12 protein-coding genes are annotated in these 13,913 nt (G+C 45.0%); 1 reads left to right on the top strand and 11 read right to left on the bottom strand.

What is annotated here, in order from left to right; all coding sequences use genetic code 11:
* Positions 1-30: 30 nt before the first annotated feature.
* The 6 genes from aroK to IE070_RS02685 form a co-directional block, all read right to left on the bottom strand.
* Entirely contained in the window at positions 31-549 is a 519-nt protein-coding gene (aroK, locus tag IE070_RS02710) for a shikimate kinase AroK (RefSeq protein WP_189480220.1), read from the bottom strand.
* Positions 550-720: 171 nt separating this feature from the next.
* A complete protein-coding gene (locus IE070_RS02705) occupies positions 721-2,787 on the bottom strand; it encodes a type IV pilus secretin PilQ (protein ID WP_189480218.1) in 2,067 nt (688 codons plus the stop codon).
* 15 nt (positions 2,788-2,802) lie between these two features.
* On the bottom strand, positions 2,803-3,336 hold the full coding sequence (locus IE070_RS02700; RefSeq protein ID WP_189480216.1) for a pilus assembly protein PilP: 534 nt from the start codon (positions 3,334-3,336) through the stop codon (positions 2,803-2,805).
* Positions 3,333-3,932: a type IV pilus inner membrane component PilO gene (locus tag IE070_RS02695; protein ID WP_189480214.1), complete on the bottom strand. Its 600-nt coding sequence runs from the start codon at positions 3,930-3,932 to the stop codon at positions 3,333-3,335. Before IE070_RS02695 ends, IE070_RS02700 begins: the two co-directional genes overlap by 4 nt.
* The gene (locus tag IE070_RS02690; RefSeq protein WP_189480212.1) at positions 3,929-4,525 is read right to left on the bottom strand and encodes a PilN domain-containing protein; all 597 of its coding nucleotides are present in this window, start codon (positions 4,523-4,525) and stop codon (positions 3,929-3,931) included. The genes IE070_RS02695 and IE070_RS02690 overlap by 4 nt, the downstream gene beginning before the upstream one ends.
* On the bottom strand, positions 4,513-5,592 hold the full coding sequence (locus tag IE070_RS02685) for a pilus assembly protein PilM (RefSeq protein WP_189480210.1): 1,080 nt from the start codon (positions 5,590-5,592) through the stop codon (positions 4,513-4,515). The genes IE070_RS02690 and IE070_RS02685 overlap by 13 nt, the downstream gene beginning before the upstream one ends.
* 155 nt (positions 5,593-5,747) lie before the next feature.
* On the opposite strand from IE070_RS02685, the gene IE070_RS02680 reads away from it, so the two are divergent.
* Positions 5,748-8,306 (top strand): penicillin-binding protein 1A, encoded by a 2,559-nt coding sequence (locus tag IE070_RS02680; protein WP_189480208.1) that lies wholly within the window; start codon positions 5,748-5,750, stop codon positions 8,304-8,306.
* Between the two features lie 182 nt (positions 8,307-8,488).
* On the opposite strand, the gene argH is transcribed toward IE070_RS02680, so the two are convergent.
* The 5 genes from argH to argC are packed head-to-tail and all read right to left on the bottom strand — an operon-like array spanning position 8,489 to position 13,867.
* On the bottom strand, positions 8,489-9,874 hold the full coding sequence (argH, locus tag IE070_RS02675) for an argininosuccinate lyase (RefSeq protein WP_189480206.1): 1,386 nt from the start codon (positions 9,872-9,874) through the stop codon (positions 8,489-8,491).
* A 5-nt stretch (positions 9,875-9,879) separates the two neighbouring features.
* On the bottom strand, positions 9,880-11,094 hold the full coding sequence (locus IE070_RS02670; protein ID WP_189480749.1) for an argininosuccinate synthase: 1,215 nt from the start codon (positions 11,092-11,094) through the stop codon (positions 9,880-9,882).
* 8 nt (positions 11,095-11,102) lie between these two features.
* Complete coding sequence (locus IE070_RS02665; protein WP_189480205.1) at positions 11,103-12,017, bottom strand: ornithine carbamoyltransferase; 915 nt, start codon at positions 12,015-12,017, stop codon at positions 11,103-11,105.
* A 60-nt stretch (positions 12,018-12,077) separates the two neighbouring features.
* Positions 12,078-12,842 carry an acetylglutamate kinase gene (argB, locus tag IE070_RS02660; protein WP_189480203.1) on the bottom strand — a complete coding sequence of 255 codons (765 nt, stop codon included), beginning with the start codon at positions 12,840-12,842 and terminating at the stop codon, positions 12,078-12,080.
* Positions 12,839-13,867, bottom strand: coding sequence for an N-acetyl-gamma-glutamyl-phosphate reductase (gene argC / locus IE070_RS02655; RefSeq protein ID WP_189480200.1), 1,029 nt, complete (start codon positions 13,865-13,867; stop codon positions 12,839-12,841). The genes argB and argC overlap by 4 nt, the downstream gene beginning before the upstream one ends.
* Positions 13,868-13,913 lie beyond the last annotated feature (46 nt).

The raw sequence follows: 13,913 nt of genomic DNA, 5'->3' as shown, positions 1-13,913 counted from the left end.
TAGCAGCGCTCCTTATCGTTAATAACGCGATTAAAAACCAAGTTTCTCGATAATTTGATTCGCCACAGCACGCGCACTTTGTTCATCGGTGCGAACCGTAAAATCTGCAATTTCTGCATATAACGGATTACGCTCTGCAGCCAAACGCTCAAGAACCTCTCTTGGTTCTTCTTCAGTCTGAAGTAAAGGGCGCTTTTTATCGCGCTGCGTGCGTGCTACCTGTTTTTCAATAGGTGTCTCTAGGTACACGACTATGCCACGTGCAGACAAGCGATTACGGGTTTCTTTGCTCAATACTGAGCCGCCCCCCGTCGCTAATACTATACCTTGTAATTCGGTAAGATCCTGAATCACGCCTTCTTCGCGTACACGAAAGCCTTCCTCACCCTCTAGATCAAAAACCCAGGCGATATCTGCACCGGTACGGCGTTCGATTTCCTGATCAGAATCATAAAATTCAAGATGCAGCATGTCTGCTAAATGGCGGCCAATTGTGCTTTTACCCGCACCCATAGGACCCACTAGGAAGATATTACGTTTTTCTGCCATATGTCGTATTGCTAAATCAGCTAACTCAAAGAAAAGTTGAATTCAAGGACCGTTAGGCTCCCACGAAAAATTGAAGCGCTGAATTATGTCAGGAATGCCCTTTCATTGGCAAGTTAATTCTGACAAGGCCGCAAATCTGGAGGCAAGTCAGCAACTCGCCTCCAAAGTGGACTATTGTCCCTCGGTTAAAATTCGTGGGGTAACAAAGATCAGCAGCTCGCTTTTTTCATTAAGTTCACGTTTGTTACGGAACATAACGCCTAAATACGGAATATCGCCAAGCAATGGCACTTTGCTGACATTAGAAACGATTTGCTGTTGGTAAATACCCCCCAAAACAATCGTCTCGCCATTATCAGCCAAAACTTGTGTCGTAATTTGTTGCGTATTAATCGCTGTGGCTGGGCCAGTTGGCGTTTGTACTGTTTCACCACGCGTGTTTTGTGTAATCACTAAATCTAAGATAATTTTATTATCAGGCGTAATTTGTGGCGTTACCGTTAAACTCAATACCGCTTTTTTGAATTCTACCGTAGTAGCACCACTTGATGCCGCTTGAACATAAGGAATTTCAACCCCTTGCTCAATGCTGGCTTCTTTTTGATTAGAGGTTGTTATACGCGGGCTTGCAATAACTTCACCTTTGTTTTCTTGCTCTAACGCAGATAATTCTAGATCTAATAAAGTCCCATCAGCCAGACGTGCAACATGAAATGCAATGCTACCCGCCGGATTACTTACCGGTAAATTTACATTCCAACGATCATCTAAAGCAGGAAAGTTACCAGTAGAAATGCCATTGGCACCCGGAGCCGTACCCGACACACCGCGATTACCTCCGCTGCTGCTTTGTTGATCACTGAAGCCCCAACGAATACCGAGTTCATCAGTAACGTTGTCATTCACCGTGACAATACGTGATTCAATCAGGACTTGACGAACGGGAATATCTAAACGTTCGATCAAACGACGCACGCTTTCAATATTACGCGCTGTATCCTTAATTAAAATCGTATTAGTACGCTCATCAACAACCACGCTGCCTCTGGCTGATAACAAGGTTGCATCTTTATTCGATAACAATCCGGCAAGATCACCCGATTTTGCATAATTAATTTGGATCAAATCTGAGAAAAGAGGTTCTAACTGCTCAACTTGTTGCCGCGCCTCTAATTCTCTGGCTTCGCGCGAGGCTAATTCTTCAGTAGGCGCTACCATTAAAATATTGCCTTCCATCCGTTTATCCAGCCCCTTAACACGCAGCACAATATCAAGGGCTTGATCCCAAGGAGTACCATCTAAGCGCAAGGTAATATTGCCAGTAACCGAATCGCTAGTAACCAAATTAAAACCATTGTAATCCGCAATAATCTGCAGCACCGTTCGAATGGGAATATCTTGGAAGTTAAGTGAGATAGCCCGACCCGAATATTCACGGCCGCCACCTAAAATGCTGCGATTGGTTGCATCTCGCTGCAAACTCACCGTAAAGATATTATCAATTTGCTGATAACTGTAGGTAAATTGATGGGTCGTATCTACCACTAAGCGCGTGGAGGTACCCTCTCGAAAGGTTTCAACTCCTTTTACGACTGTTGCAAAATCAACAACATCTAATTGATACAATAATTCATCGGGAATGGCAGTATTGTGAAACTCAATTTCTAACTTACCCAATCTTTCCTGTACATCCACTGCAGCGGCATTTTCTTTCAAAAACACTAAAATTCGCCCATCGCCTTTATCACCACGACGAAAGTCAACCGCTTGTAATTGGTTCACAAAACTGGGGTTTACGGTTGAGTCTGCACCGGGACGCACAACTTCTGGAGTATCAGCTAAATGCACCGCAAAGACGTTATCATTCAAACGTGTGCGATATACTTTAAGAGCATTCATACCAATGACAGACGTAACGCCTTGTTCAGTCAGCGATGAGCGCACATTCGTAACCCCTGCTTGCCCAATGGCAACGTCCGCCAATCGTTGCTCTAATTCTGCTTGACCAAAATTAACACTAATTCGCGCGGGGCTCGTTAAAATTTGAATTTCAGGTGCTTGCTGTAGCGGCTCGTCGAAGACAAACTCTATTTCGGTTTCACCATTTAACAACGGGTTATAACGCACTTCGTACAGGAGCGGCGCTGCACTGGCCGGCAATACCGCCAGCAACCAAGCGAACAAGGCAAGTTTGCTACCTTTCAATCCTACATTTTTAATTCTAATTAATTTATCCATAATTTACTCGCACACCTAGTTGCCTGCTGCTGCAGCATCGAACATTTGGATTTTTGTGGTGCGTTCTACCCAGCAACCCGAGCCGTCAGGTATTAACTCCAACAAATCAATCGACGTTGGTTCAACGCGCGTCACGCGGCCATGAAAAAGGCCCATATAATTATCAATTGTCACTCTATGTAAAGCGTTATCGGCCGATTCAATTAAACCCCATAATTTATTTCCATCACCCAAGGTGCCACGCATCTTTAAATTATCGAGCGCAAAACGTTCTAGCATTTCTTTTCGACGGTTTGGGTCTGGGTGTAAACAGTCTTGTTGTTGTAAAAAGCGATCTTGGATTGCTTCCGGTGTAGGTTCCACAAAAGGGCTGCGCCGTTCTGCCGCAGCATAGGCAATGTGCGTAAATTCTTTCGCTTGAGGTAAAGGCTCAACCCGTTGCCGAGTATTCGCTTTCACATTTTCCATGTGAACCTGAATATCACTAACATCGTCAAAACAGCCACTTAAACATAAAAGGGCGACACTCACAACAATGATCGCTCTCATGGCGTGCTGTCCTTGTAACGGTAGGTTTTTGCAACCACATTAAAGCGTAACCGATTATCAGGCCCAGCTTGAATGGTAAAGTCATGCAAACTAACAATACGCGGTAACTTCGCAACTTCGCTTACAAAATTACCGAATTGGTGATAATCCCCTACGACATCAATACGGATAGGCAACTCAGTATAAAACTCTTTCTCAACCTCAGGTTCCCAGTTAATCCGTAAAAAATTTAAGCCACTTGTCGTACCAACATACGTAATATCATCAAGCAGACCAGGGGTTTCATGCGTGGTAGGTAACTGTTTTAACAAAACTGAAAATGTCTGCTCCATTTCATTCATTTGTTCACGGTAGGCCTCTAGATTAACAGCAGCAGCATAACGGGTTTGATATAACTGACGTAATTCTATTTCTTTTTGCTTAGCAGCTGACAACTCATCTATTTTACTATCAATTAAGAGGTAATAACTTAATACCGATACCAATGCAGCCACAATAACGGCAAAAATAACTTTAACCGTTATAGGCCAAGATCCCATATTTTCTAAATCGAGATCATTAATATCGATGTCAGACAACTTCATATTAAGGCTCATTTTGTCGCTCCCTGTGGGGCCGGAGCCGTGGCAGAAGCTTGGTCTAACGCTTCAAACCCACTGATTTTTAGATGCATCCGAAAATCGCTAAGCAAACTCGGCCTGTCTTGTCCAGCTTGAATAAACTCGAGATAAGGTTCAGTTAATAATTCAGATTGTTCAGCATCACGAAGCATATTAGATAGCCGATTATTGGATTCACTTTTTCCGACAAGCAGCAACATGGGGCCTTTCTTTTCAAGCTGGGTTAAGTACACACCGTTTGGCACAATATTGGCGATTTCAGTCATTATTTGTGTGCCTAAATTGCGGCTGCCTTGCAGTTGTTCAATTAATGTCATGCGTTGCTGCAAACTGCGCTTGGTCTCGTTTAAGTTACGAATCTCTGCAATGCGCTGATCAAGGATACGTATTTCACTTTCTAAATACTGATTTCGCTTAGCTTGGCCATCTAACCTAGCGTTATATATTTGATTTACAATAAAAAACAATAAAAAACTGGCTAAAGCTGTGAGCGCTAAAATCATAACATAGTTTTTTTGGCGCTCTTTTCGTGCAACCTCGCGCCAGGGCAGTAAATTTATATATGCCATGACGAAAAGCTCCTCAACGCCAACCCGCTGGCAACCATTAATTGTGGTGCATATTTGTCAAGTTGATCGCGTTCAACCGTGGCCGCAACATCCATGCTAGTGAACGGATTCGCGATTATCGTATGAATCCCCAACTCATCAACCAACAATTTATCGATACCTTCAATCAAACCAGACCCGCCAGAAATGACTAAGTAATCAATACCCTCTTTGCCACTACTGGTTAAATACATTTGTATCCCACGGCGAATTTGTTGCAGTAGCATGGTTTGAAATGGCGCAAGAACCTCAAAGGTATAATTGGGCGGTAAATCGCCTGTTACCTTAGCAAATTCTGCTTCATCATAACTTTTATTATAATAAGATAAGATACTACGGGTATATTGTTCTCCACCGAACACTTGATCGCGGGTGTAGAGTGTTTTGCCCGCCTCCACAATACTGAGTAACGTCATGGTGGCGCCAATATCCACCATCGCCACTACTTTGTTGGCGGCATCAGCAGGTAATTGACTAAAACATAACTCGGCTGCACGGCTTAATGCATAACTTTCAACATCAACGACCTTAGCAGTGAAGCCCCCCCCCGCTAACGCCCCAACCCGTGCTTCGACACTTTCGGTGCGCGCAGCACTTAGCAACACATTGACTTTGGAAGGATCAGCTTCGTTAACATCTAGCTTTTCGAAGTCTAAGCTTACTTCGTTTAATGGGTAAGGAATAAGGGTATCGGCTTCAACTTCGATCTGGCTCTCTAATTCAGCATCAGATAAGGACACATCCATAAAAATCACCTTACTGATCACAGTGGAACCTGAAATAGCGATTGCAGCAAATTTGACAGTGCGGGGGATTTTTTTGCGAATTTTTGTTAGTACTGAACTGACGGCCTCAATGTCTTGAATTTCTCGATCAGACATAGCGCCTTTCGCCATAGGTTCAATAGCAAAGGCTTCAACTCGGTAATAACCGCTGTTAAGGCTTAATAACACTGCCTTAACGGAATGTGAGCCGATATCTAACCCCACCATCATAGGGGCTTTCTTACTGAAAAGGCTTTTAATCATAGCATCGAGTGGCCACGTTATTATTAATCCATTTTGTTTAACTATTCTTAGCCCAGACCCAGGTTTTTAGCAAGAAAAAGCGTTTAATCTCAGTCTAATAAATATATACTATCAGCCTTAAAGCGAAATTGGGAGTTAAAAATTGGGGGCACACGGTGTCGTGGTTTAAAAAACTTTTTCTGGCTTTTGTGCTGCTGACAATTCTCGGCATCAGCACTATTTTTGTCACTTATCTGGTGCTTAAAGATGAGTTACCTGATGTGGCGACCTTAAAAGACGTGCGCTTACAAACGCCTATGCAAGTGTTTACTGCTGATGGTGAGTTAATCTCACAATTTGGCGAACAACGACGCATACCCTTAAGGCTAGATGAAATGCCACCGATGTTAATTCAAGCCTTTTTAGCCACCGAAGATACCCGTTTTTACGAGCATCCAGGTATTGATATCATTGGTATTGTGCGGGCAGCTACCGTTGTTGCAACCTCTGGTGAGTTAAGCCAAGGTGCCAGTACGATCACACAACAACTTGCACGAAACTTCTTTTTGACGCGTGAAAAGAAAATTATCCGCAAAGTAAAAGAAATCTTTTTAGCCATTCATATCGAGCAGCTACTGAGCAAAGATGAGATCCTAGAGCTTTATCTTAATAAAATTGAATTAGGTCAACGCGCATTCGGTGTAGGTGCCGCGGCACAAGTGTATTTTGGTAAAACCGTTAATGATTTAACCGTTGATGAAATGGCTATCATCGCTGGGTTACCCAAAGCACCGTCTTTGCTCAATCCGGTAAGATCAGCCAGTAATGCACGAGCTCGTCGCAATATTGTGCTTGGACGTATGTTAGATACTGGTGCCATTGATAAAACAACTTATGACAATGCTATAGCCGCGCCCGTCACTAGCCGCTTACATGGTGCGCAAATCACCGCGTCTGCCCCCTATATTGCGGAAATGGTACGGCAACAAATGGTTGAACGATTTGGCGAGGAAATGACGTACTCTGATGGATTTAAAGTGTATACCACCATCAACAGTAAGCAACAAACCCAAGCGCGCTTAGCATTGCAACAAAACATTTATAATTATGATGAACGTCATGGCTATCGTGGTCCGGTGGCACTGGCCTGGAAAGCGACATTAGAAAATAATGAAGGTGAAACGCCCGTTTTTAAAGAAGACTCCCCTTTAGACGAAACCGCGTTGCAACAATACTTAGATCAGCAACCTGGTATTGAGGACTTGTTACCCGCAGTTGTCACTGCAGTTGCGTCGCAGAGCGCCGAGGTGATGTTAAAAGGTGGTCAGCGTGTCACTTTAGAGTGGGACGGTTTGAAATGGGCCAGAAGCTTTATAAATGACGAGCGGCAAGGTGCGGCGCCGAAAACGGCAGCCGCAATATTAGCACCTGGCATGCATATTTTGGTAAGGCAACAAGACAACAACTGGCGTTTAAGTCAAGAGCCTACCGTTAGCAGTGCTCTCGTGGCACTGGATCCACACAATGGCGCAATTCGTGCGCTCGTTGGCGGATTCAGCTTTTCGCAAAGCCAGTTTAATCGCGTTACTCAGGCAAAACGCCAAGTGGGATCAAACATTAAACCGTTTATATACTCTGCCGCGTTAGAGCAAAATTATACGCTGGCCAGTATTATGAATGATGCACCAATCCATCAATGGGATAGCAATGCGGGTATTGCTTGGCGGCCACGTAATTCACCGGCCGTGTATGATGGCCCAATTCGCATCAGAGAAGCCTTGGCGAAATCTAAGAACGTGGTATCCATTCGTTTGTTACGTGGTATTGGTGTCGATGCCAGTATTGCACACTTACAAAAATTCGGTTTTGCATTAACTGACTTACCCCGAAATGAAACTTTAGCATTAGGCTCTGCCTCCTCTACCCCCCTAGAAGTGGTTACGGGGTACGCTGTTTTTGCCAATGGTGGCTACTTAGTACAACCCTATGTTGTTGACAAAGTGTTCAATTCGCAAAACGAACTTATTTATCAGCATAATCCACTATTGGCCTGTAATAACTGTGCTGCAGATATGGCACAAACCAATACCGAGCTAACAACTGAAACGACAGAATCATCGTTGCAAAACCAAGATCCATTACCAAAACACGCCCCACAAGTGATTAGTGCGCAAAATGCTTTTTTAATTGCAGATGCGTTGAAAAGCAGTGTTTGGGGAGGCGGCGATTGGCGCCAAGGCACGGGCTGGAATGGCACAGCCCGCTTGGCACAGAGCTTAAAGCGCCGTGACATCTCAGGAAAAACAGGGACAACAAACGATTCTAAAGATACCTGGTTCACCGGATTTACGCCCGATTTAGTGGTGACCAGTTGGGTAGGATTTGATGATGCCAATCGCAGTTTAGGCCGAGCAACGTGGAATGCCAATTTAGGCCGTGATCAAAGCGCCGGGACCGAGGCAGGTGCCCGCACAGCCTTACCGGCATGGCTCAGTTTTATGAACGATGTCTTACCTAATTATCCAGAGCGTGCTACAGCCGCGCCGGTTGGTATATCGTCAGTTCGTATTGATTTAGCCTCTGGTTTATTAAGCCGTCGCAATGACTACACCAGTGATTTTGAGTATTTTAAATTGGGAACTGAGCCGACCCAGTATGCTGCAGGGAGTTTGCCACAGTTACAATTTGGGGAAGAGAAACAAGAGAAAACGACAGAATTAGACGAGTTGTTCTAGCGCCAACTGCAACATAGCCTGTGACAATTTACTAAAACGGTTTCAAGAGCTTGGCCAATAGGCATAAAAAAGCCTACAGATTTGATTCTGTAGGCTTTTAACTATCAAACACTGGAGCGCTCAATCGACCTAAAAGATGCTAACTGTTCAGCATTAGGCTTAGCCGGTTTTTCCGAGTAATATTACTCAAGCAAACTATCAAACCACAACTGACTGCGTTTCAGGGCTGCCAACACCTGTTCAGGTGACGTCCCGCCATAAGCATTACGCTTTGCCAACCCAGCTTCAATGGTTAAGGCGGCAAACACATCTTCCGCAATCAGCGGGCAAACCTGCTGCATCTCTGCTAGCGGTAATGCTTCTAAGGCCACCTTAGCTGATGAGGCTTTTAACACCAGCGCTCCCGAAAGCTCATGTGCATCACGAAACGGGATCCCTTTAGCAACTAAATAGTCGGCTAAATCGGTCGCATTACTGTAACCAAGCTCGGCTGCGCGACGACACTGCGCGTCATTCACACTCAGGTGGGGTAACACGGTTGCCAGCACTAATAACGATTGTTGCCACGTTGCCATTAGATCAAAAAAGCCTTGTTTGTCTTCTTGCATATCTTTGTTATAGGCCAGCGGTAAGCCTTTTATAACATGAATAATGGCAACAAGATGCCCTAATACCCGACCGGTTTTACCACGAAGTAATTCAAACACGTCAGGGTTTTTCTTTTGTGGCATTAACGAAGAACCACTACTAATGGCATCGCCAAGTTTAAAGAAACCCGCTTCGCCAGAGCAAAAGAAAATCACATCTTCAGACAAGCGCGATAAATGCGTCATACACAAACTGGCTGCAGCAGAAAGCTCGACTACATAATCACGATCAGATACCGCATCTAAACTGTTTGCCGCTGGCACTGCAAAACCTAAGCGCTGCGCTAACGTATGCCTATCTATCGCGACGCCAGTCCCGGCAAGCGCACCACAGCCTAATGGACAGCTGTCTAGACGCGCTACAGCATCCTCTAAACGTCCTAAATCACGTTTAAACATTTCAACATAAGCCAGTGCCCAGTGTGCCACTAATACCGGTTGAGCACGCTGCAAGTGCGTAAAGCCAGGCATTACTGCCGTTTTTGCGCGCTCAGCAAACACTAATAACGCTTTGATGGCTCCCAACAACGATTGCCGTACATGCCCCGCATTTAACCGCGTCCACAATCGCAGATCGGTAGCCACTAAATCATTGCGACTTCGCCCTGTATGCAACTTTTTGGCAACCGCACCTAATTTTGCTGTCAGCTGTGCTTCAACCCAACTGTGAATATCTTCTTCTTGCGTTTGCAAAGGCAACTTAGGATCACTTTCAATGGCGACAGCTAAATCTGCTAAACCAGTGTCTAACTGCTGTGCCTCTACCTGATTAATTATCCCTGCTTTTAGTAAGCCTGCTGCCCATGCTCTAGAGGCTTCTATATCTTGTAACGCGAGTTGATAATCAAAACTGAGGGAGTCGTTAAACTCCCGAAATTCTGCTAATGTCGCTTCAGTGAAACGACCACCCCACATAGCCATAATGCTTAATCCTTTTTCGCGTGCAAGGCACGGATCCGGCTAGCCAAGCTGTATAAACGAATAAAGCCTTCGGCATCTTTTTGGTTATAAACCTCGTCACCCTCAAAAGTAGCAAAGGCTTCTGAGTATAAGCTATTCGGTGAGCGACGTTTCGCAACCGTTACGTTACCTTTATACAGCTTAATAACGACATCGCCCGTAAGTTGTTGCGCCAGTGATGTGGCCGCTGCCAGTAACGCATCTTTTAACGGGGTAAACCAACGGCCGTCATACACAAGCTGCGCAAATTCTTGTCCAACTTCTTCACGGTATTTTAATGAGGTGCGATCATACACCAAGGCTTCAAGGCCTTTTAAACCAGCTAACAAAATAGTACCGCCTGGGGTCTCGTAACAACCGCGCGATTTCATACCCACTAACCGGTTTTCGACGATATCAATACGGCCAACACCATGCTCTGATCCCAGTTCATTTAACCACTCGATAGCGGCAACACCGCCCATCGTCTGACCGTTAATTTTGGTCAGTGCACCGGCCTCAAAACTAAGCTCAACGTAAGCAGCTTGATCAGGTGCTTGTTCTGGCGATTTTGTCCACATCCAAATTTGTTCAGAAGGTTCATTCCATGGATTTTCAATTTCGCCACCTTCATGCGAAATATGCCACAAGTTTGCATCTCGGCTATAAATTTTGGTCGCAGAGGCGGTAGTTGGGATCTGTTTTTTCGCTAAGTAATCTAGCAGGGATTGACGCGAGTTAAACTCCCACTCACGCCAAGGCGCAATCACTTTAAGGTGTGGCGCTAGCGCTGCAAAAGCACCTTCAAACCGCACTTGATCATTACCTTTTCCAGTACAACCATGACACAACGCATCTGCGCCAAGCTCTAATGCCAACTTAACTTGGGCGCGTGCAATTACAGGACGTGCCATTGACGTACCAAGGAGATATTGGCCTTCATAAACCGCACCGGTTTTTAAGGTGGGAAAAATAACTTCGTTTACCAGCTCTTCACGCAGATCAACCACATAACAACTGCTCGCACCTGACTTAATCGCTTTTTCTTCTACGCCTGCCAGCTCTTCGTCGCCTTGCCCTACATTGGCCACAAACGCAATAACTTCACAATCGTAGTTATCTTTTAACCACGGAACGATAGCTGACGTATCTAAACCACCAGAATAAGCTAATACGACTTTTTTTACGTTTTTGATGCTCATCATCAACCTCAACTAAATAAACTAACTAACACGGCATTTTGTGCATGCATGCGATTTTCAGCTTGCTGCAACGCCAAAGAGTATTCACTGTCTAGAACTTCGCTAGTCACTTCCTGACCACGATGTGCGGGTAAACAATGCATAAAATGTTTTACTGCCAAACGCTGCATAACGGCAGTATTAATTTGATAGGGTGCGAAAAGCTGTTCAATTAATGCTGGATCGGCACGTGTTCCCATCGATAACCATGTATCGGTATAAATGGCATCTACACCTGCAGCAGAAGACACATGCTGACTTAAGGTTAATTTAGCACCACTTTGCTTAGCCATCTCTTGCGCTTTTAATAATACATGGGCATCTGGACCAAAACCTTGCGGTGTAATCACCGTGAGATCCATCCCCATAATAGCCGCGCCCAGCATTAACGAATGACAGACATTATTACCATCGCCTACAAACGCTAAATGGACCTTGTCGAGATCGCCGAACTGCTCTTTTAGCGTGAGAAGATCCGCTAGCGCCTGGCAAGGATGATAAAGATCACTTAGAGCGTTTATAACCGGCTTTTTACTGCTTAGCGCTAATTGAACCAAGGTTTTTTGTGAGTAAACCCGCGCCACGATCGCATCGGTCCAACACGCAAGGTTACTGCCAAAATCTTCCACAGATTCTCGTACACCCATGGCACCATTTTGCAAATCAAGGTAGACACTATGGCCACCTAACTTGTTAATGCCTACATCAAAACTCACGCGAGTACGTAACGAGGGCTTTTCAAATAACAGAGCAATACTGCGGCCCTGTAATGCCTGCCGATAGTCCTGGGGCGAGTGTTTGATCTTTAGTGCCGAATCCAATAATGCTGACAGCTGTGCTTGGTCCAGTTCAGCTAAACATAGCAGCTGGGTTAGTTTACTCATAAAACACGCGTTATCCGCTAAGCGGTATCCTTATTGTTAAAAGCGCCTCGAACGCGCTAGTTAGTAAACAATACAGGTGCCAACTGGCTTATCCTGCATTAAATTTATTAAATCATTTGGGTTTTGCCATCCTGCCACCACAATATTGCTTTGCAGCGCCGCAGCGGTTTCTAAAGCAGCATCTAACTTTACTTTCATACCACCTTTAATCACACCTTGCGCAACCAATGTCGCGGCATGCTGCGAATTTAACGCGGGGATCAGTTGCATATTGCCATCTAAAATACCGGGTACATCAGTAAGTAATACCAACTGCCCCTTGACTAATTGGCAGATGGCCGCAGCGGCTAAATCGGCATTTACATTCAGTAATTGCCCTTCTTGACCAATACCAATAGAACTAAATACTGGCGTAAACCCTTGCTGCAAAAGCAATTCTAACAATTTCGCGTCTGCAGGTTTGGCGATACCAACTGCGCCGAGTTGCGTATTCACCTGAAATTGACATGCATTACCCGCCGACAGATTTAACCCAACAGGATTTAGCCCCTGCAACATAGCTCGGCTTACCATTTCAGCATTAACCGCACCATCCAAAGCACCGGTAATAACCGGCATTTGTTCAGCAGGCGAAACGCGCTGTCCATCAATTTTCTCAGTGGTAAAACCAAATTTCGCCAGCCAACTGTCAACCTGATCACCGCCACCATGCACGAGGATAACGGGGCGTTGCTGTTTAATCGTGGCGCATACCGCCAATAACGCATCTAATGCTTGGCGATCTTGTAATAAACGGCCCCCCATTTTTAATACCACGGGTTTCATACTAAGGCTCCTGGTAATAAACCTGCTGTCTCGGGTACATCAAAGCGGACATTCGCGGCTTGCATTGCCTGAGCCGCCGCACCTTTTAATAAATTATCGATGGCAGACATAATCACTAATTGCTCGCCATCTTGTTGCCAAAACAGATCACAGAACGGCGTACCCGCAACATCTGCAACATTTGGCGATTTTTGACTAAAACGGATCAGGGGCTTATGCTGATAAGCCGCAACAAAGGCGTCGTTTACCTGTTGGGCAGTTACACCCTTTTTTAAATTAACAACACAGGTTGCTAAAATGCCGCGTTTGAAATTCCCCAAGTGCGGTGTAAATACCACTTTGCGCCCTAAATTTTGTTCAATTTCTGGGCGATGGCGGTGTTTAAAGAACCCGTATGCATTAAGACCTACTTCGCAGAAAGAGGTGCTTAAACTGGCCTTTCTACCCGCACCTGACACGCCACTAGTCGCACTGATCACAGGAATACAATCGTCTGTGACTAAGCCGGCTTTCAATACCGGCAACAAGGCTAACGAACAGGCTGTGGGATAGCAGCCAGGTACCGACACTAAGTCGCCAAGCGGCGCAGTTTGCCACTCCATTAGTGAATACACAGCTTGCGATAAAAGTTCAGGATGCTGATGAGCGTAACCATAATACTGAGGATAAAGAGCCGCTTGTTTTAAACGAAATGCACCAGATAAATCAAACACCTTAATGCCTTTTGCAAGTAACTTTGGCGCAATTTCCTCGCTCGCTTCATGGGGTAAGGCTAAAAAAGCCACATCCACTGTCATACTGTCCAGAAAGGCGTCGCTCCATGGCTCAACCATGATATCAATTTGTTGTTGAAAACGAGGATACAAACTGGCCAACGGCTCTGCTTCACGACCACCCGAGGCAAAGGCGTAACATAATTCAAAAAAAGGATTGGCAGTGATTAAGGCGCAAAGCTCTGCTCCACTGTAGCCAGCTGCACCGAGCACGGCACTACGAATTTTAACATTTTGATTATTTAAAGACATGCACAACTCTTAAAATGAAAAAAATAGGCTAACACTTATAGCACAA

The organism is Alishewanella tabrizica (genome assembly GCF_014652375.1).
Classification (GTDB): Bacteria; Pseudomonadota; Gammaproteobacteria; order Enterobacterales; family Alteromonadaceae; genus Alishewanella; species Alishewanella tabrizica.
Note: the sequence above shows the minus strand (reverse complement) of the source record. Positions and strands in the feature narration are given on the sequence as shown.

Coding starts and splice junctions, on each gene's coding strand:
- aroK (WP_189480220.1), bottom strand. CDS start 549: ATGGCAGAAAAACGTAATATCTTCCTAGTGGGTCCTATGGGTGCGGGT.
- IE070_RS02705 (WP_189480218.1), bottom strand. CDS start 2,787: ATGGATAAATTAATTAGAATTAAAAATGTAGGATTGAAAGGTAGCAAA.
- IE070_RS02700 (WP_189480216.1), bottom strand. CDS start 3,336: ATGAGAGCGATCATTGTTGTGAGTGTCGCCCTTTTATGTTTAAGTGGC.
- IE070_RS02695 (WP_189480214.1), bottom strand. CDS start 3,932: ATGAGCCTTAATATGAAGTTGTCTGACATCGATATTAATGATCTCGAT.
- IE070_RS02690 (WP_189480212.1), bottom strand. CDS start 4,525: ATGGCATATATAAATTTACTGCCCTGGCGCGAGGTTGCACGAAAAGAG.
- IE070_RS02685 (WP_189480210.1), bottom strand. CDS start 5,592: ATGATTAAAAGCCTTTTCAGTAAGAAAGCCCCTATGATGGTGGGGTTA.
- argH (WP_189480206.1), bottom strand. CDS start 9,874: ATGGCTATGTGGGGTGGTCGTTTCACTGAAGCGACATTAGCAGAATTT.
- IE070_RS02670 (WP_189480749.1), bottom strand. CDS start 11,094: ATGAGCATCAAAAACGTAAAAAAAGTCGTATTAGCTTATTCTGGTGGT.
- IE070_RS02665 (WP_189480205.1), bottom strand. CDS start 12,017: ATGAGTAAACTAACCCAGCTGCTATGTTTAGCTGAACTGGACCAAGCA.
- argB (WP_189480203.1), bottom strand. CDS start 12,842: ATGAAACCCGTGGTATTAAAAATGGGGGGCCGTTTATTACAAGATCGC.
- argC (WP_189480200.1), bottom strand. CDS start 13,867: ATGTCTTTAAATAATCAAAATGTTAAAATTCGTAGTGCCGTGCTCGGT.